Below are 16,656 nucleotides of genomic sequence, written 5' to 3'. Positions count from 1 at the left end.
GATGTACAACTTCATTTAAACAGAAAATTTACAAACATTCCATAATATAGCATTGCTAATTAAATATAGAAAAATTATAGTTCTATGTAATTTTACCCCGATCAATCTTCAACAAACACAACTATTAAAATATATGTACATTTATTTATGCACGCACGCGTGTAAGTACTAAATAGGAGAGTTTAATTTTTCAAGTATCAATATATGAGCAACTGGAAAGATAATAGCTATTTTAAAAACTTCCTATATAATAGTTATCCATATACACGCAAATTATCCAACTTTCACATGTTCTAACCATTACTTTTTTCTATGGGTTAGATAGATAATATGTATTTTATATATATGTTGCAGCGTTTTATAATAAGTATGTAATCAATTTACAGCGCAAATCATTCGTTATGACATGCCATGGTATAGGACTAAATGTGAACGGCGCTAATTTAGAGTATTAAATATGATTTTTTCATAATAATGTAATGAGATTAAATTTTTAATACATTGTTAAGTGAATAATTTAAATTGCTTGCAATGATTAATGATTTTTTGCATTAAATGTTGAAAGGGAATGAATGTAAAATGGCTGACAAAAATTATACAGCAGCAAATATGGTAATAAATACTTTGAAAAATAATGGTGTGGAATATGTATTCGGTATCCCAGGTGCTAAAATCGATTATTTATTCAATGCACTTGAAGATGATGGCCCAGAACTTATTGTAACGCGTCATGAGCAAAACGCGGCAATGATGGCACAAGGTATTGGACGCTTAACAGGTAAACCAGGTGTTGCCTTAGTAACAAGTGGCCCAGGGGTAAGTAATTTAACGACTGGACTTTTAACAGCGACATCAGAAGGAGACCCTGTATTAGCATTAGGTGGCCAAGTTAAACGTAACGATTTATTACGTCTAACACACCAAAGTATTGATAATGCAGCATTATTAAAATCTTCAACAAAATATAGTGAAGAAGTTCAAGATCCAGAGTCATTATCAGAAGTTATGACAAATGCGATGAGAACTGCAACTTCAGGTAAAAATGGCGCAAGTTTCATAAGCATACCGCAAGATGTTATTTCTGCACCGGTTGAATCACAAGCGATTGCACTTTGCCAAAAACCTAGCTTAGGTGTGCCAAGTGAACAAAATGTTAATGAAGTAATTGAAGCGATTAAAAACGCGAAATTCCCTGTATTATTAGCAGGTATGAGAAGTTCAAGTTCAGACGAAACGAATGCAATCCGTAAATTAGTTGAAAAAACAAATTTACCAGTTGTAGAAACATTCCAAGGTGCGGGTGTGATTAGTCGTGAACTAGAATCCCATTTCTTTGGTCGTGTTGGTTTATTCCGTAACCAAGTCGGTGACGAATTATTAAGAAAAAGTGACCTCGTTGTTACGATTGGTTATGATCCAATTGAATATGAAGCGAGCAATTGGAATAAAGAATTAGATACTAAAATTATTAATATAGATGAAATTCAAGCGGAAATTACAAATCATATGCAACCAGCAAAAGAATTGGTTGGTAATATTGCTGGCACAATCGAACTTATTTCTGACAAAGTCGATGAACCTTTTATCAGTCAAAAACATTTAGACGAATTAGAAACTTTAAGAGCGCATATACTTGAATCAACTGGTATCAAACCAACACATGAAGATGGCGTGTTACACCCAGTTGAAGTCATTAAGTCAATGCAAAAAGTATTATCAGATGATACAACAGTAACTGTAGACGTAGGTAGTCACTATATTTGGATGGCACGTAAATTTAGAAGTTACAATCCAAGACACTTGCTATTCAGTAATGGTATGCAAACGTTAGGTGTTGCGTTACCATGGGCTATTTCAGCTGCTTTAGTACGTCCTAATACACAAGTTGTATCCGTTGCTGGTGATGGTGGTTTCTTATTCTCAGCACAAGACTTAGAAACTGCTGTACGTAAAAATCTTAATATCATTCAATTAATTTGGAATGACGGTAAATATAACATGGTTGAATTCCAAGAAGAAATGAAATATGAACGTAGTTCAGGTGTAGACTTTGGTTCAGTAGACTTCGTTAAATATGCTGAATCATTTGGTGCTAAAGGCTTACGTGTAACAAATCAAGAAGAATTAGAAGCGGCAATTAAAGAGGGATACGAAACTGAAGGACCAGTATTAATTGATATCCCAGTGAATTACAAAGATAATGTCAAACTTTCAACAAATATGTTACCTGACGCTTTTAACTAATATCGAATCAAACGGCGAAAATGATTAATTATTTATCAAAATAGGAGTGAATAAAGTTATGACTAACGTACTATATCAACACGGCACACTAGGTACATTGATGGCAGGCCTTTTACAAGGTACTGCTTCAATCAATAATTTATTAGAACATGGAGACATTGGCATTGCGACTTTAACAGGTTCAGATGGTGAAGTGATTATCGTTGATGGTAAAGCTTATCATGCCAATGAACATAAAGAATTTGTAGAATTGAAAGGTGATGAATTATCACCATATGCAACCGTATCAAGATTTACACCTGATAAAACGTATAGCACAAGCAATAAATCTTTAGCAGAAGTTTATGATGAAGTTAAAGAAAAAATGTTAAGTGAAAATTTATTTTCTGCTGTTAAAATTTCAGGAACATTTAAAAAAATGCATGTACGTATGATGCCAGGACAAGAGCCACCATATACAAGATTGATTAACTCAGCGAATAGACAACCTGAACAAATTGAAGAAAATATCAAAGGTTCTATTGTAGGCTTCTTTACACCAGAATTATTCCATGGTATTGGTTCAGCAGGTTTCCATGTTCATTTCGCTAATGATGACCGTAATTTTGGCGGACACGTATTGGATTTTGAAGTTTCAGATGTTACGGTAGAAATTCAAAACTTTGAAACATTTGAACAACATTTTGCAGTCGATGATGAAGCATTTACAAATACGGATATTGACTACAAAGATATTGCAAAAGAAATAAGACAAGCAGAATAAAGGAGTAGCGAGCAAATATGTTAGTTGAAAGTTTTAACCCTTTTAATAATCTGCTACTTTCAAGTATTGTAGCCGCAATACCAATTATATTATTTTTATTATGTTTGACTGTATTTAAAATGAAAGGTGTTTATGCAGCAATTACAACGTTAATCGTTACAATTATTGTTGCTATGGCTTTCTTTAAATTACCAGGAAGTATTGCAGGCGGCGCTACTTTAGAGGGCTTTTATCAAGGGATTATCCCAATAGGCTTTATTGTAATCATGGCAGTTTGGTTATATAAAATTGCTACAAAAAGCGGCCAATTTGCTATTGTTCAAGATAGTATCGCGAGTGTCTCACGAGACCAACGTGTTCAATTATTATTGATTGGCTTTGTATTTAATGGATTTTTAGAAGGTGCTGCAGGCTTTGGCGTACCTATTGCCATTTGTGCGGTACTATTAACACAATTAGGTTTTAAACCTTTGCAAGCTGCGATGTATTGTTTAGTAAGTAATGCAGCAGCAGGTGCTTATGGTGCGGTAGGTATACCGATTGCTATCGTGGATACTTTGAATTTGCCAGGTGGTGTAACAACATCTCAAGTAGCGTTAATTGGTAATTTAACGTTAGGTTTTATTAGTTTCGTTGTGCCATTTTTATTAATGTATATTATGGATGGCTTTAAAGGTGTGAAAGAAACTTTCCCAGCCACTTTAGTTGTGGCAGTTACTTTCACAGTTTTACAAGTGCTTATTGCAGCTTTTGCTGGACCAGAGTTGGCTGATATTATCCCTGGCCTTGTAGCAATGATTGCATTAGCATTGTTCTCAAAAAAATGGCAACCTAAAAATATTTTCAGAATTAATAAAGATGAAAAAGCAGATGCCGTGCCTAAACATTCTATTGGACACATCACTTATGCATGGAGCCCGTTTATCATTTTAACGATTGTTGTGATGATCTGGAGCTTACCAGCATTTAAAGGTTTATTTGAAAAAGGTGGTGCCCTAAGTGCACTTGTTGTGAACTTTAATGTGCCGGGTACGATGAATGCTGTGACTAATAAACCGAATGAACTGACATTCAATTTCTTTGCTCAAACAGGTACAGCGATTTTAATTACAGCGATCATTACAATTATTATTGCGAAAAATATGAGCTTTAAAACGGCTGGTCATTTACTGGGTCTCACAGTTAAAGAATTATGGATTTCAGTGTTAACCATTTGTTTCATTTTAGCAGTATCTAAAATTACAACATATGGTGGATTAAGTAATGCTATGGGACAAGGCATATCTAAAACAGGCGCTGCCTTCCCATTATTGTCACCACTACTTGGTTGGATTGGTGTATTTATGACGGGATCCGTCGTAAACAATAATTCATTGTTTGCGCCAATTCAAGCCTCTGTTGCTGAACAAATTGGTACAAAAGGTTCATTACTTGTTGCAGCTAATGTCGCTGGTGGTGTAACTGCTAAGATTGTATCACCACAATCTATAGCTATCGCTACAGCAGCAGTTAATAAAGTAGGTAAAGAATCAGAACTGATGAAAATGGCAATGCGTTTCAGTATCGGATTGTTAATTCTCGTTTGTATTTGGACATTTATTTGTAGTTTATTTATTTCATAAAATGAATTTGAAAAGACCGAAATTAAAGCATATCATGCTCGCTACTTAGCTATATGAGCATGTATGATAAGTTAAAAAGTTAGTGGAAATACCGCATAGATTATTTCCTGGAAAATATTTATTATAAAACCAATTAAAAAACACTAAAGTCGATGGCGTTTTGTCATACGACTTTAGTGTTTTTTGTGTTCCTCAAAGTTTTGCTGTATATAAAGTATTATTTATGCTAAAGATTCCCCAATCAATTCTATACACATTTTCAATTTTATTTGGACAAAAATGCTAACTGCGATACACCAACTCTAACTATAAAAATTGTGTTAGTTATCGCTTTTTACTCCTGTAGAAGTAGTAGATTTTATTTTGAAATCTGTAAATGATGTTTCTAAGTTATATTTTGATAAAGAATTAAGCGAAAAAAATGTCCATATGTTAGATCCATTTACGGGCACTGGCACATTTATAGTAAGATTATTACAAAGTGGGATTATAAAAAAAGAAGATCTAGTACGGAAGTTTAATCAAGAACTTCATGCTAATGAAATTGTTTTGTTAAGTTACTATATTGCTACAATTAATATAGAAGAGGTATTTAATTCACTTATTGATGGTGATTATGAATCATTCGAAGGTATTGTGTTAACAGATACTTTCGAAAGTACTGAAACTAATGATTACTTTGAAGAGAATATTTTAAATGAAAATAATTATAGATTACAGGAACAAAAAAAGGATGATATTTTTGTTATTATTGGCAATCCGCCTTATTCTATAGGACAAAAAAATGCAAATGATAATACGGCAAACTTAAAGTATCCCAATTTAAATAAAAGAATAGAGAATACTTATGCTAAATATTCAACTGCTAAATTAAGAAAATCTTTATATGACTCTTATATTTTAGCATTAAGATGGGCTACAGACCGAATTGGAGATAAAGGTATCATATCATTTGTAATCAATGCTTCTTTTATTGATAGTAATGCGACATCAGGAGTTCGGAAAAGTATTTATGAAGAATTTAATCATATATATATATTTACAATTTAAGAGGAGACCAAAGGACTCAAGGAGAACAGTCTAGAAAAGAAGGAGGTAAAATATTTGGTTCTGGAAGCCGTACTCCAATAGTAATTATAACTTTAATAAAAGATGGTTCTAATAACCATAATATTTATTATAAAGATATTGGAGACTATTTGAACAGAAAAGAAAAATTAGATATAATTTCACAACAAGAATCTGTGAAAAACATTGAATGGCAAAATATACAACCTGACAATAACCATGATTGGATAAACCAAAGAGATGAAAAATATGAGAATTACAATTCTATTACAGATGTATTTAATAAAAAAGTAATAGGCGTTAGTACTAATAGGGACGCATGGGTTTATGGATTTAATAAAGTAAAAACGATAAAAAAGGCTCAAGAAATGATTTCGAACTACAACGATAATATTAAACAAGTAAAAGAGAACAAAGGTAAGTATACTAACGAAAAACGAAATATGGAGTCTTCAAAAATTAAATGGACTGTTAATTTAACGAAAAAATTTAAAAAAGGTGAAAAAATCACACTTAATGATAAGAATATTGAAGTAAGTATGTATCGTCCTTTTACAAAAAAATGGCTATATTATGATAGAAATATTATTGAAAGACCAGGGAAAAGTAAAGAATTATTTAGCGAAAAAAATAAAGCAATTTATATTACAGGAGTAGGTTCATCAAGAGAATTTTCGGCCTTAGCAGTAAACGTAATACCCAATTTGGATTTAATGGAAAAGGGGCAAGGTTTTGTCGAATTCATAAATAATAAAAACGGCGAGTATGAAAGTAATATTAATTTTTCTAGTTTTGATATATCTGGCTTAAATAGAGAAAATTTAATGTATTATATTTATGGATTGTTTCATTCAAATGAATATAAGAGTAAGTTTTCTGCGAATTTAAGTAAAGAATTGCCTAGAATTCCATTAGTAAAAAATAAAGAGAAGTTTATTGAAATAGGACGTAAATTAATGAATTTACACTTGAATTATGAAAGTTGTGATTTAAGTTCTGAAGTAGTAATAAACCAAAGTGAAAATCCATCATATAAAATAAAAAAAATGACATTTCCAAAGCGAAATGAAAAAAACACTATTATTGTAAATAATGATATAACTATAAAAGAAATTCCAAATAGAGCTTATGATTACAAGGTTAACGGAAAATCAGCAATTGAATGGGTTATGGATCAATATCAAATCAAGGTTGATAAAAATTCAGGTATAATTGATGACCCAAATGAATATTCTGATGATACTAAATATATACTGAATCATTTATTAAAAATAATAAATTTATCGGTATTAACAATAGATTTAATTCATGAGTTACCGCCATTGGAAATCATCGATAAATAGTATTATAAAAGGCTTGCTCAAATTATGGGCAAGCTTTTTTTAGCAAAATCACTGACAGAGAAAGACAAATGTGATGGTAAAATAAGTAAAGCTTACGCCATACAAAATAATAAAATATTAAATAAAGTTGCAAAAAATGGACATCTTATAACGACAGGTGGAAATTCAAATATAATTTTTCAAGATATACGAGAAAAATGTATCATTTTAAAAATCATAAAAGTAATTACTTAGTTATTATTGGAGACACGGAGACACCTAATGTCGTAGGTCTAACGGTTAAATTTGATAAAAAACCTTTTAAACAAATGGGCAAAGCAGCGTTAGGATTCTTAATAGGATTAACGGCTATGTCTGGAGGTAGTCTTTTACTTGCAGCAGCTGGTCTAGGTATTTTAGGTTCTTATTTCAAAAGAACTTTCACAATAAAAGGACCACTAGGTAAAGAAATAACAAGAATTATAGAAAATCACTTTGGTGAACCTGTAGAAATTAAAGCATAATATAGAGGTAACCATTTTCAAAGACACATTGATTTCAAAATGTGTCCTTTTTAAATTATTGTAGAATAAATATAGAAAAGCGTAGCAAAACAGATTAATATAAGTGCCTGGATATAAATTCCAGGCACTTATATTAATTGTTACAACAATTGTTATTATCTTGTTGCTCTTTTTCACTTTTTTCTTTTTTTTCGTTCTTTTCCTCAATTTCTACCGAACAACATGACTGTTCCTGAGGTTTTATTTTTTTTAATGCGTCTTTAATCCCCATTATCTCACCTCCTTTAAATAATGATGTTAACAATCAAACCTGTAGCAATGGCTACAACTAAAATTGCAATAACGAATGATACTACAAATTTTTTCTTGAATAACTTAGATAGCAATACGACCTCTGGAATACTTGCGCCGGCACCACCAATTATTAATGCAACTACTGTTCCTAGAGACATACCTTTTGATACTAATGCTTCGGCTATAGGTAACATTGTTTCTGGTCTGATATACATAGGGATACCGATAACAGAAGCAATAAAGACCGATATAAAACCATCACCACTTGCATACTTAGTTATAAATTCTTCAGGTATGAATCCATATATAAAGGCACCAATAAATACACCAATAAATAGATAAGGTAACATTGGGTATAAAAATGCCCACGCATCGTTTAATGCTTGTTTAAAACGAGATCCTGTTTTATTAGCAAAAAAGCCATCACCTTTAACATTGACCCCTTTATAACTTTCAGCTAAATTCATTTTTGAAAATACTAAACCTGTTAAAATACTGAAAATTGCTAGTACTACAAAATAAACAATAGCTACTTTCCACCCTAATAAAGCCCATAACATAAATATCATTAGTGGGTTCATTAACGGTGAAGCAATTAAAAAACTCATCGCTGGACCAAAAGGAACTTTGGAATTTAATAAACCTGCAAGTATTGGAATAGTTGAACAAGAACAAAATGGTGTAACAGCACCAAATATCATACCTAATATATAATTGACGGCTTTATTAGGTTTGCTCAAAAGCTTTTTAATTTTTTCTTCTGAAACAACTTGTTGAATCAGACTTACTATAAAACTCACTACTATAAATAGTAATAATAATTCAAAAAATAACATCAGAAATGTTTTTATGAATTCTATAATTGAATCTACCATTAGTATAACGCCTCCGAATTTATTTAATCAACTTTTATTGATGTATTAATCAAAAAAAATTGATTAATTCTATGTTAAAAAGAAGATACTTAAAGTATCTTACAGCAAGTATCTTCATTTAAAACCACCTGTATTTGTTGCTCATTAATTTTATAATAATTCCATGTGCCATGCTTTTCAGCAATAAGAATATTTGCATCTACTAATTTTTTTAAATGATAGGAAAGTTTAGATTGTTTTAACGCTAATAATTCTTCTAGATCACAAACACATAAAGATTTTGAATCGCTTTGACGTATTGAATGTAGAATTTTAAGTCTAATTTTATCAGCTAGCGCATTAAACATCTGTTCATAAAAGTCTAATTGTTCTTCCTCAGTTCTATTAGGACTGGACTTAATAATTTCCATTAAATAATCACCTCTCTTATATACAGATATTTCTATTTTTGTTTGAGTTCTAGTATTGCTTGATTAAAATGAGTTTCTGTTATTTTACCATACATGTCAGGTTCTCCTTTAAAGAACTCCTTTTTCATATATGATATAGCTTCTTTTAAAGAAACTTCTCTTGATATCATAATTAGATTTAAGTAACTAACAAAATAATCAACAGATAATATACCTGCATGATTTATTCTCATAAAATCGAACTCCTTTATAAAATACTAAAATGATATATCAACTTTTTTTGATGTATTAAATATAAATTATTATTTCAACTTTTGCAAGATAATAAAACTAGTTATTTACGACGCATTCTAATCTAATACTAAAATTAGTCAAAAAACTACATAGACACAATGCTATATAGATGTTAATCTATGTAATGGATAGGAGGTATATTTATGTCTTATAAAGAATTATCAGCAATATTAAAAGTTTTATCAGATTCAAGCAGGTTAGAAATATTAGATTTACTTTCTTGTGGTGAGCTATGCGCTTGTGACTTATTAGAACACTTTCAATTCTCACAACCTACACTAAGTCATCATATGAAGTCATTAGTAGATAACGAATTAGTTACAACACGAAAAGACGGCAACAAACATTGGTATCAACTTAATCATGCTATTTTAGATGATATTATCCAAAACTTAAACATCATTAATACATCTAACCAAAGATGTGTATGTAAAAATGTGAAATCAGGTGATTGTTGATGACCATTTTAGCAATTGTGATTTTTCTTTTAACTTTAATCTGTGTGATATGGCAACCAAAAGGTTTAGATATTGGTATTACAGCTTTAATTGGAGCTGTTGTTGCTATCATTACAGGAGTCGTAAGTTTTTCCGATGTATTAGAAGTAACAGGTATTGTTTGGAATGCAACTTTAACTTTTGTAGCTGTTATTCTTATTTCATTAATATTAGATGAAATTGGGTTTTTTGAATGGTCTGCAATACATATGGTCAAGGCTTCAAACGGTAATGGCTTAAAAATGTTTGTTTTTATTATGTTACTTGGGGCAATTGTAGCAGCCTTTTTCGCAAATGATGGTGCAGCTTTAATCTTAACACCCATTGTATTAGCGATGGTTAGGAATCTAGGATTCAATAAAAAAGTGATTTTTCCCTTTATTATTGCCAGTGGTTTTATTGCTGATACAACATCATTGCCCTTAATTGTAAGTAATTTAGTAAATATCGTTTCTGCAGATTACTTTGATATTGGATTTATTGAGTATTTTAGTCGAATGTTTATTCCTAATATATTCTCTCTGATTGCTAGTATCCTCGTTTTATGGTTATATTTCAGAAAATCTATACCTAAAACGTTCGATACAGAAAATCTTTCAGATCCTAAAAATGCAATTAAAGACCCTAAACTATTTAAGATTTCATGGATTGTATTAGCAATACTGCTCGTGGGTTATCTTGTTAGTGAGTTTATACAAATACCTGTATCAATCATTGCTGGTATCATTGCTCTTATCTTTGTAATATTAGCTCGTAAATCTAAAGCAGTTCATACAAAACAAGTAATTAAAGGCGCACCATGGAATATTGTTGTATTCTCTATTGGTATGTACCTTGTTGTGTTTGGACTAAAAAATGTAGGTATTACAACTATTCTTGGGGATATCCTAACAAATATTTCAAGTTATGGGTTATTCAGCAGTATCATGGGTATGGGCTTTATAGCTGCTTTCTTATCTTCAATTATGAACAACATGCCAACTGTTTTAATAGATGCAATAGCGATTGGTCAATCCAGTGCTACAGGAATATTAAAAGAAGGTATGGTTTATGCGAATGTCATAGGTTCTGATTTAGGACCTAAAATTACGCCAATAGGTTCTTTAGCAACATTATTGTGGTTACATGTTTTAACACAAAAAGGTGTAAAGATTTCTTGGGGAACGTACTTTAAAACCGGAATCATTATTACTATTCCAGTACTATTTATAACACTCTTAGGTTTATACCTTACACTAATTATATTTTAAGAAAAGAGGCTTTAATTATGGATAAAAAAACAATTTATTTTATATGTACTGGCAACTCTTGTCGTAGCCAAATCGCCGAGGGTTGGGGAAAGAAAATATTAGGTGAAGATTGGAATGTCTATTCTGCTGGTATTGAGACACATGGTGTTAATCCTAAAGCTATAGAAGCTATGAAAGAAGTAGATATTGATATATCAAGCCATACATCAGACTTGATTGATAATGATATTTTAAAACAATCAGATTTGGTCGTAACGTTATGTAGTGATGCAGACGATAATTGTCCTATTTTACCACCAAATGTAAAAAAAGAGCATTGGGGTTTTGATGATCCAGCAGGTAAAGAATGGGCAGAATTCCAACGTGTTAGAGATGAAATTGGAAAAAGAATACAAGAATTCAAAGAAACGCTCGTTTAATGTGAGCGTTTCTTTATATTTAAGTCATACATTTTATTAATAATGATTTCATTTCTATATCTTTGATATAATAGTATGCCATTTTCCCATCCTTGTAAAAATTCAGCACGTCTCTTTTATACAGGGCTCTCAAATGATGTGATGTTGAAGCTATACTCAAACCTAATGTTATAGATAAGTCACAAACACATAATTCTTTCTCTTTAATTAGAGCTAATATAATTTTCAGCTTATTCTCATCACTTATCTTTAATAATGTATTGATAAGCCGTTGAGTTTTTTCTTCTTTTAAAAATTTTAAAGCATAATTCACTTTTTCCTCATGAACACAAATGACGTCACAAATTTTATTGTTACTCATATTAAGTCACACCTTAATTTATAATATAAATCCTAATATTGTTTGTATGGTTTCATTTTCAATAATAATAAATAAGCCCAATGCTATGTAGATAACAGCCATAATCCAACGACTGAACTTCTCAACAATTTCACCCACACCAGGAATTCTAGCTAGTTTTTGTGCTGTGAATACTAAAAAGAAAATTAAAACTAAAAATACAATTAAGGTAGTCAGTAATTCAACAATATCCAATGTTACAAAATAAGGGACAAATAAACCAATATTATCTGCACCACAACTTGCAATTGTCACTAAAGAAACAGTCCCTACTAATTTGGACAAACCTTTTTCGTTTAATTCTTTTTTTGCTCTTTTTTCGCCTTCACAATCATCATAAACAGCAACTTTTATACCTAAGTAGATGGGGATCAAACCTAATAAACCTAATATCCATTTCTCTGGAACATAATTTAACACAAAAGCTAAAAATAAACTGACTAATATGAGGATAATCGATCCTAAATATTGACCTATATAAATATCCCTATATTCTTTTCTAGTCTTTGCTCTTGCAAAAAATATTAATAGTATTACTAATAAGTCTACTGCAGTAGCAATGTAAAGTATTGCCGCAGTTACAATAGTCTGAACCATAGAGCACCTCATTCAAATATATATTTGAATGAATTGTATCATATATTGTATACTTTATGAATAATTATTACGAATCGAAAAGCGAAACTTAACTGATTATAGGGATTGTATGTGCAAAACGAGTTATTTATATATTTATTGATAATAAGATTTAAAATAATTTTAGTTTGTCAGTTCCTTGCATTTTGTTTTTTAGCAATATCACTAACAAGGGGAAGCATATCACAAGTGATGCGGTTTTTCAGTCGCTATTTAAAGACATTTTGAACCCACCAGACTATACGAGGTTAATAAGAAGTAGAGTTATATTTTTATTAGAATTATTTTTTAATAAAATGTAGATCAAACATCTAAATAATTATATACTTTGTCAATTTGTTCTTTAAAAGTGTCGCCAAATTTATGATCGAAGAATGCACTACCTATTGTGAAACCCCAAGGTGAAATAGATTTAATGAATTCGAGTCTTTCATAAGAATCAATACTTCCAGCAACACAGACAGGAATATCTATGTTAGCTACGAATTTAGATATTAAATTTGTAGCATTACCTATGTAACGAAATCCCAGCAAATCAAATCCGTGGATACCTGTATCTAAGTAATTGTTTGCTTCTTTTATAATCTCTTCAATTTCTCCATGAAGAACAGATGGTCTATTGCTTATGTTACCAGCAAATGGCATATATTTAATATTATGTTTCTTGCAATAATCATTTACAGATTCATAGAAAATAGTTCCCATCAAAATATCACAATTGCAAACTTTGGCTAAATATGCGCCTTCTAAACATTGTTTTTCTTCGTATTCAACTATTTCTAGAACGGTATTTTTACCACACTGTTTCATATAATTATATAATGATACCATTTCTTCTAAAGAAATTCCTTTATCCTTAAATCCCCAATATTTAACGTTAGTATCTTTACATTCTTCAAAAACTTCAAATGCATTTTTTACTGTAAAGTCATTATATGTGAGCATGACAATAAGTTCAGAATTTTCCAAAATAGACGCCCCTTTTATATTAAATTCCTAATTTGACTTAAGTTAATAGTTAATTTAAACTTTGTTTCTATACAATACAATAATAATTTTAATAATTCAAATGTTGAAAAAAGGATGTTGTGTTAAAATGATTAATATTTTGTTTCCAAATATTTATATAAGAAAAGTTTTTGATATAGATTTTTATAAAGTTTATAAGCTAGGTTACAGGGGACTGATTTTTGATATTGATAGTACTTTAGTTCCTCATGGTTCAGATTCTACAAAAGAAGTAGATGAATTATTTGAAAAATTACATAGAATAGGGTTTAAAACTATATTTTTATCTAACAATAGTGCATGTCGTATTGAGCGTTTTAATAAGAATATAAACATAGCATTTATAGATGAAGCTAATAAACCAAATAAAAATGGATATATTAAAGCTATTGAAAGATTAGAAGTTGAAAAATCAGAAATATTATTGATTGGGGATCAGATATTTACTGACATACTTGGAGCTAATTTAACTAAAATAGATAGTGTATTAGTAAAGTACTTATTGCATGAAAATGAAGTTAAAATAGGTAAAAAAAGAAGGGTTGAAAAAGCTATTTTATGGATTTTCTTTTTAACAAAGTGGATTTTTAAAAAGAATTCGAAAATTGAAAAATTGAAGGTGAATTATAATGAAAAAGCGTAAAAGTTTAAGTGAAATTATTCCTATATGGTATAGAGTGGCTGAGAGAAAGGAAACGATACGGAGACATGTGAAAGATTTAGTAAGTAACAATAACTTTTCAAACAGTTATTTAAGTAATCGTTTGCCTAATGAGATTTATAGACATAAATCTAAAATAATTAAAACCGGCAAAGATATTGACCCAATTTTACAAGAAAATAAAGCTTTTAATATTGAATTATCTTCTTCAAAAATAAATGGATTAGTAATAAAACCTAATGAAGTATTTTCGTTTTGGAAATTAGTAGGCAAAGTGAATAAAAAGAATGGATACAAAGAAGGACGAGTTATAATTAATAATAAAGTTGAAGCAGGAATGGGAGGAGGACTTTGTAATTTAGCCAATACAATTAATTTATTAATTCTGCATAGCCCTTTAAAAATAACAGAAGTCCATTTTCATTCCGATGCACTAGCTTCAGATATTGGAAAGCGTGTACCATTAGCTAATGGTACGTCAGTCGCTTATAACTATGTAGATTATCGTTTCAAAAATACAACAGATCAAAGTTTCCAAATAATTTTAAACTGTGAAAACCAAGAATTAGTAGCGATATTAAATAGTGAAAGCCCTATACCCTATAAATATAAAATTGTTGAAGAAAATCATAGGTTTGTTGAGGAAAACGGTATATATTACAGAAAATCTAAAATTTATAGAGTGACAGAAGATAAAGAAACATCCATTGAGTTAAATAAAGAATTAGTATTAGATAATAAATCGGAAGTTATGTTTGATTATGACTTAATACCAAAGACCCAAAATAAGTAGTGAAATTAATAAAAAAAGTGTATCATAAGTGAGATTACTGGTGCTAGTATAAAAATTAGGACATCTTTTCGTAGAGTCTTGAATCAAATATAATGAGACTAAGGAAGGTGTCTAAAATGACAAAGTACAGTGAATCTTTTAAAGAAGTGATTGTTGATTTATTTAACAATGGGACAAAAGCGAAGGATTTAAGTAGCGTATATGGCATTTCAGAAGCAATGATTTATAAATGGAAAAAATTATACACTAAAGATCCCAAAACCGGTGTTAATGAAAAACAAATGCAGGAGCTTAAAAAAGAAAATAAACGACTTCAACTCGAGAATGAAATACTAAAAAAGGCAGCTGCCATATTCGCTCAAGATCCACTTTAACTAAAATCCGTTGGATTAAAAAACACTCAAATATTTTTAGCGTCACTCACCTATGTCACGTACAAAAGTTTTAAGAAGCTTATATTATTATCATGTGAAAGAAAAATATTCTGTCAGAAATGAGAGACTCAAATACTTTAAAGATTTAATCAAAGCATTGTATCATCATTATAATGGTATCTATGGCGCACCTAAAATTCATGCTTTTTTTACACAAAAAGGTTATATGGTGTCTGTTAAGTATGTTCAAAAGATCATGCGGTTACTTGGCATTGCTTCTGTTACAATAAACAAATTTAAACACTATACTAACGCAAAAGTTAAAGGCGTTTTTAATAATATACTTAACCAAAATTTTGTTGCTTCACAACCCAACGAAAAATGGGTTTCAGACATTACTTATATTCATACTAAGCAGCACGAATGGTGCTATTTAAGTTCTATTATTGATTTGTATTCTAGAAAAGTTATAGCACATCAGTTTTCAAAAAATATGTCGTCACAACTCGTTATAGACACTTTAAATCAAGCAAAAACCACTAGAAAAATATCATAAAATCTAATCATCCATACCGATTTAGGTACGCAGTATTTATCTAAAGAAGTACGTAATTGGTTATTACTTAATAAAGTTAATCATTCGTTTAGTAGAAAGGGCTATCCATATGACAATAGTGTAATTGAATATTTTCATGCGGTGTTAAAGAAAGAAGAAGTATACTTAAAACATTATGATAGCTTCGAAGAAGCAAAAGCATCCATTTTTCAATATATTGAAGGATTTTATAATCAAAATCGGATTCATAGCACACTTCATTATTTAACGCCTAACGAATTTGAAAAAGCGAACTAATCGTGTTCAATTTACTCTACAAAAAAGTGTCCAAATTATTGACCTAATACCATACATATGCAAAAGTTTTTTTATTTTTTTCGGATTTTTATTTTGTCTATATTTTATAGAAATAGTAGAATTTATCAAACTAAAATGGCATTAATTATTCAAAAGGACATAATATGTCTTTTTGAAATGTTAATTTATTTTCAATGGTTAATTTAATAAATTTTAAATTAAATTTCTTATAGCTAAAATCATATGAAAGGAAGAACTAATAATGTCATTATTTGATAATACATGGAATAATATCGAAGAATTTTGGAATAAGACAAATATTGATAATATATCTGAGCAGTATATTAAC

General features: G+C 30.1%; 21 protein-coding genes. 14 read left to right on the top strand and 7 right to left on the bottom strand.

Going from position 1 to position 16,656, the window contains the following annotated elements; genetic code table 11:
* The first annotated feature begins 579 nt into the window (after positions 1 to 579).
* From alsS to CD150_RS11440, 6 genes are all read left to right on the top strand, one after another.
* Positions 580 to 2,244 carry an acetolactate synthase AlsS gene (alsS, locus tag CD150_RS11470; RefSeq protein WP_011302083.1) on the top strand — a complete coding sequence of 555 codons (1,665 nt, stop codon included), beginning with the start codon at positions 580 to 582 and terminating at the stop codon, positions 2,242 to 2,244.
* A 58-nt stretch (positions 2,245 to 2,302) separates the two neighbouring features.
* Entirely contained in the window at positions 2,303 to 3,007 is a 705-nt protein-coding gene (gene budA, locus CD150_RS11465) for an acetolactate decarboxylase (RefSeq protein WP_047502956.1), read from the top strand.
* A gap of 17 nt (positions 3,008 to 3,024) precedes the next feature.
* Positions 3,025 to 4,629 carry an L-lactate permease gene (locus CD150_RS11460; RefSeq protein ID WP_011302085.1) on the top strand — a complete coding sequence of 535 codons (1,605 nt, stop codon included), beginning with the start codon at positions 3,025 to 3,027 and terminating at the stop codon, positions 4,627 to 4,629.
* A 363-nt stretch (positions 4,630 to 4,992) separates the two neighbouring features.
* Positions 4,993 to 5,679, top strand: coding sequence for an Eco57I restriction-modification methylase domain-containing protein (locus tag CD150_RS11455; protein ID WP_103161619.1), 687 nt, complete (start codon positions 4,993 to 4,995; stop codon positions 5,677 to 5,679).
* Positions 5,680 to 5,828: 149 nt separating this feature from the next.
* Positions 5,829 to 7,040: a type ISP restriction/modification enzyme gene (locus tag CD150_RS11450; RefSeq protein WP_103161618.1), complete on the top strand. Its 1,212-nt coding sequence runs from the start codon at positions 5,829 to 5,831 to the stop codon at positions 7,038 to 7,040.
* A 197-nt stretch (positions 7,041 to 7,237) separates the two neighbouring features.
* Entirely contained in the window at positions 7,238 to 7,543 is a 306-nt protein-coding gene (locus CD150_RS11440; protein ID WP_071562388.1) for a hypothetical protein, read from the top strand.
* 133 nt (positions 7,544 to 7,676) lie between these two features.
* On the opposite strand, the gene CD150_RS11435 is transcribed toward CD150_RS11440, so the two are convergent.
* From CD150_RS11435 to CD150_RS11420, 4 genes are all read right to left on the bottom strand, one after another.
* Positions 7,677 to 7,814 carry a hypothetical protein gene (locus tag CD150_RS11435; protein ID WP_095231730.1) on the bottom strand — a complete coding sequence of 46 codons (138 nt, stop codon included), beginning with the start codon at positions 7,812 to 7,814 and terminating at the stop codon, positions 7,677 to 7,679.
* Positions 7,815 to 7,827: 13 nt separating this feature from the next.
* A complete protein-coding gene (locus tag CD150_RS11430; RefSeq protein ID WP_044291542.1) occupies positions 7,828 to 8,712 on the bottom strand; it encodes a permease in 885 nt (294 codons plus the stop codon).
* Between the two features lie 89 nt (positions 8,713 to 8,801).
* Positions 8,802 to 9,122 carry an ArsR/SmtB family transcription factor gene (locus tag CD150_RS11425; RefSeq protein ID WP_040030671.1) on the bottom strand — a complete coding sequence of 107 codons (321 nt, stop codon included), beginning with the start codon at positions 9,120 to 9,122 and terminating at the stop codon, positions 8,802 to 8,804.
* A gap of 32 nt (positions 9,123 to 9,154) precedes the next feature.
* Positions 9,155 to 9,355, bottom strand: a complete 201-nt coding sequence (locus CD150_RS11420; protein WP_040030670.1) for a hypothetical protein — start codon at positions 9,353 to 9,355, stop codon at positions 9,155 to 9,157.
* A gap of 204 nt (positions 9,356 to 9,559) precedes the next feature.
* On the opposite strand from CD150_RS11420, the gene arsR reads away from it, so the two are divergent.
* From arsR to arsC, 3 genes are read left to right on the top strand one after another with little or no spacing between them, the layout of a single operon-like run.
* Positions 9,560 to 9,874 (top strand): As(III)-sensing metalloregulatory transcriptional repressor ArsR, encoded by a 315-nt coding sequence (arsR, locus tag CD150_RS11415; protein WP_040030669.1) that lies wholly within the window; start codon positions 9,560 to 9,562, stop codon positions 9,872 to 9,874.
* On the top strand, positions 9,871 to 11,163 hold the full coding sequence (gene arsB, locus CD150_RS11410) for an arsenite efflux transporter membrane subunit ArsB (protein WP_169926887.1): 1,293 nt from the start codon (positions 9,871 to 9,873) through the stop codon (positions 11,161 to 11,163). Before arsR ends, arsB begins: the two co-directional genes overlap by 4 nt.
* 17 nt (positions 11,164 to 11,180) lie before the next feature.
* A complete protein-coding gene (gene arsC, locus CD150_RS11405) occupies positions 11,181 to 11,582 on the top strand; it encodes an arsenate reductase (thioredoxin) (protein ID WP_064263422.1) in 402 nt (133 codons plus the stop codon).
* A 19-nt stretch (positions 11,583 to 11,601) separates the two neighbouring features.
* Here arsC and CD150_RS11400 read toward each other — a convergent pair whose 3' ends face one another.
* The 3 genes from CD150_RS11400 to CD150_RS11390 all read right to left on the bottom strand — a co-directional run bounded on the left by CD150_RS11400 (position 11,602) and on the right by CD150_RS11390 (position 13,587).
* Positions 11,602 to 11,943: an ArsR/SmtB family transcription factor gene (locus tag CD150_RS11400; RefSeq protein WP_064263427.1), complete on the bottom strand. Its 342-nt coding sequence runs from the start codon at positions 11,941 to 11,943 to the stop codon at positions 11,602 to 11,604.
* A gap of 18 nt (positions 11,944 to 11,961) precedes the next feature.
* Positions 11,962 to 12,579 carry a CadD family cadmium resistance transporter gene (locus tag CD150_RS11395; RefSeq protein ID WP_064263432.1) on the bottom strand — a complete coding sequence of 206 codons (618 nt, stop codon included), beginning with the start codon at positions 12,577 to 12,579 and terminating at the stop codon, positions 11,962 to 11,964.
* A 342-nt stretch (positions 12,580 to 12,921) separates the two neighbouring features.
* Complete coding sequence (locus CD150_RS11390) at positions 12,922 to 13,587, bottom strand: beta/alpha barrel domain-containing protein (RefSeq protein ID WP_095248056.1); 666 nt, start codon at positions 13,585 to 13,587, stop codon at positions 12,922 to 12,924.
* Between the two features lie 127 nt (positions 13,588 to 13,714).
* Between CD150_RS11390 and CD150_RS13785 the strand changes: the two genes are divergently transcribed.
* The 5 genes from CD150_RS13785 (at position 13,715) to CD150_RS13950 (ending at position 16,307) form a co-directional block, all read left to right on the top strand.
* A complete protein-coding gene (locus tag CD150_RS13785) occupies positions 13,715 to 14,269 on the top strand; it encodes a YqeG family HAD IIIA-type phosphatase (RefSeq protein ID WP_069813119.1) in 555 nt (184 codons plus the stop codon).
* Positions 14,256 to 15,080 carry a VanW family protein gene (locus CD150_RS13780; protein ID WP_069813118.1) on the top strand — a complete coding sequence of 275 codons (825 nt, stop codon included), beginning with the start codon at positions 14,256 to 14,258 and terminating at the stop codon, positions 15,078 to 15,080. The genes CD150_RS13785 and CD150_RS13780 overlap by 14 nt, the downstream gene beginning before the upstream one ends.
* Positions 15,081 to 15,196: 116 nt before the next feature.
* On the top strand, positions 15,197 to 15,454 hold the full coding sequence (locus CD150_RS11375; protein WP_069813115.1) for a transposase: 258 nt from the start codon (positions 15,197 to 15,199) through the stop codon (positions 15,452 to 15,454).
* A 52-nt stretch (positions 15,455 to 15,506) separates the two neighbouring features.
* Positions 15,507 to 16,010, top strand: coding sequence for a DDE-type integrase/transposase/recombinase (locus CD150_RS11370; protein WP_103161617.1), 504 nt, complete (start codon positions 15,507 to 15,509; stop codon positions 16,008 to 16,010).
* Positions 16,011 to 16,016: 6 nt separating this feature from the next.
* Positions 16,017 to 16,307, top strand: coding sequence for an integrase core domain-containing protein (locus CD150_RS13950; protein WP_081330622.1), 291 nt, complete (start codon positions 16,017 to 16,019; stop codon positions 16,305 to 16,307).
* The last annotated feature ends 349 nt before the right edge of the window (positions 16,308 to 16,656 follow it).

The sequence above is a fragment of the Staphylococcus ureilyticus genome, from assembly GCF_002902235.1.
Classification (GTDB): domain Bacteria; phylum Bacillota; class Bacilli; order Staphylococcales; family Staphylococcaceae; genus Staphylococcus; species Staphylococcus ureilyticus.
The sequence above is the reverse complement of the archived record's forward strand: the minus strand, read 5'-3'. Positions and strand labels throughout refer to the sequence as shown.

Coding starts and splice junctions, on each gene's coding strand:
- alsS (WP_011302083.1), top strand. CDS start 580: ATGGCTGACAAAAATTATACAGCAGCAAATATGGTAATAAATACTTTG.
- budA (WP_047502956.1), top strand. CDS start 2,303: ATGACTAACGTACTATATCAACACGGCACACTAGGTACATTGATGGCA.
- CD150_RS11460 (WP_011302085.1), top strand. CDS start 3,025: ATGTTAGTTGAAAGTTTTAACCCTTTTAATAATCTGCTACTTTCAAGT.
- CD150_RS11440 (WP_071562388.1), top strand. CDS start 7,238: ATGTATCATTTTAAAAATCATAAAAGTAATTACTTAGTTATTATTGGA.
- CD150_RS11435 (WP_095231730.1), bottom strand. CDS start 7,814: ATGGGGATTAAAGACGCATTAAAAAAAATAAAACCTCAGGAACAGTCA.
- CD150_RS11430 (WP_044291542.1), bottom strand. CDS start 8,712: ATGGTAGATTCAATTATAGAATTCATAAAAACATTTCTGATGTTATTT.
- CD150_RS11425 (WP_040030671.1), bottom strand. CDS start 9,122: ATGGAAATTATTAAGTCCAGTCCTAATAGAACTGAGGAAGAACAATTA.
- CD150_RS11420 (WP_040030670.1), bottom strand. CDS start 9,355: ATGAGAATAAATCATGCAGGTATATTATCTGTTGATTATTTTGTTAGT.
- arsR (WP_040030669.1), top strand. CDS start 9,560: ATGTCTTATAAAGAATTATCAGCAATATTAAAAGTTTTATCAGATTCA.
- arsC (WP_064263422.1), top strand. CDS start 11,181: ATGGATAAAAAAACAATTTATTTTATATGTACTGGCAACTCTTGTCGT.
- CD150_RS11400 (WP_064263427.1), bottom strand. CDS start 11,943: ATGAGTAACAATAAAATTTGTGACGTCATTTGTGTTCATGAGGAAAAA.
- CD150_RS11395 (WP_064263432.1), bottom strand. CDS start 12,579: ATGGTTCAGACTATTGTAACTGCGGCAATACTTTACATTGCTACTGCA.
- CD150_RS13785 (WP_069813119.1), top strand. CDS start 13,715: ATGATTAATATTTTGTTTCCAAATATTTATATAAGAAAAGTTTTTGAT.
- CD150_RS13780 (WP_069813118.1), top strand. CDS start 14,256: ATGAAAAAGCGTAAAAGTTTAAGTGAAATTATTCCTATATGGTATAGA.
- CD150_RS11375 (WP_069813115.1), top strand. CDS start 15,197: ATGACAAAGTACAGTGAATCTTTTAAAGAAGTGATTGTTGATTTATTT.
- CD150_RS11370 (WP_103161617.1), top strand. CDS start 15,507: ATGTCACGTACAAAAGTTTTAAGAAGCTTATATTATTATCATGTGAAA.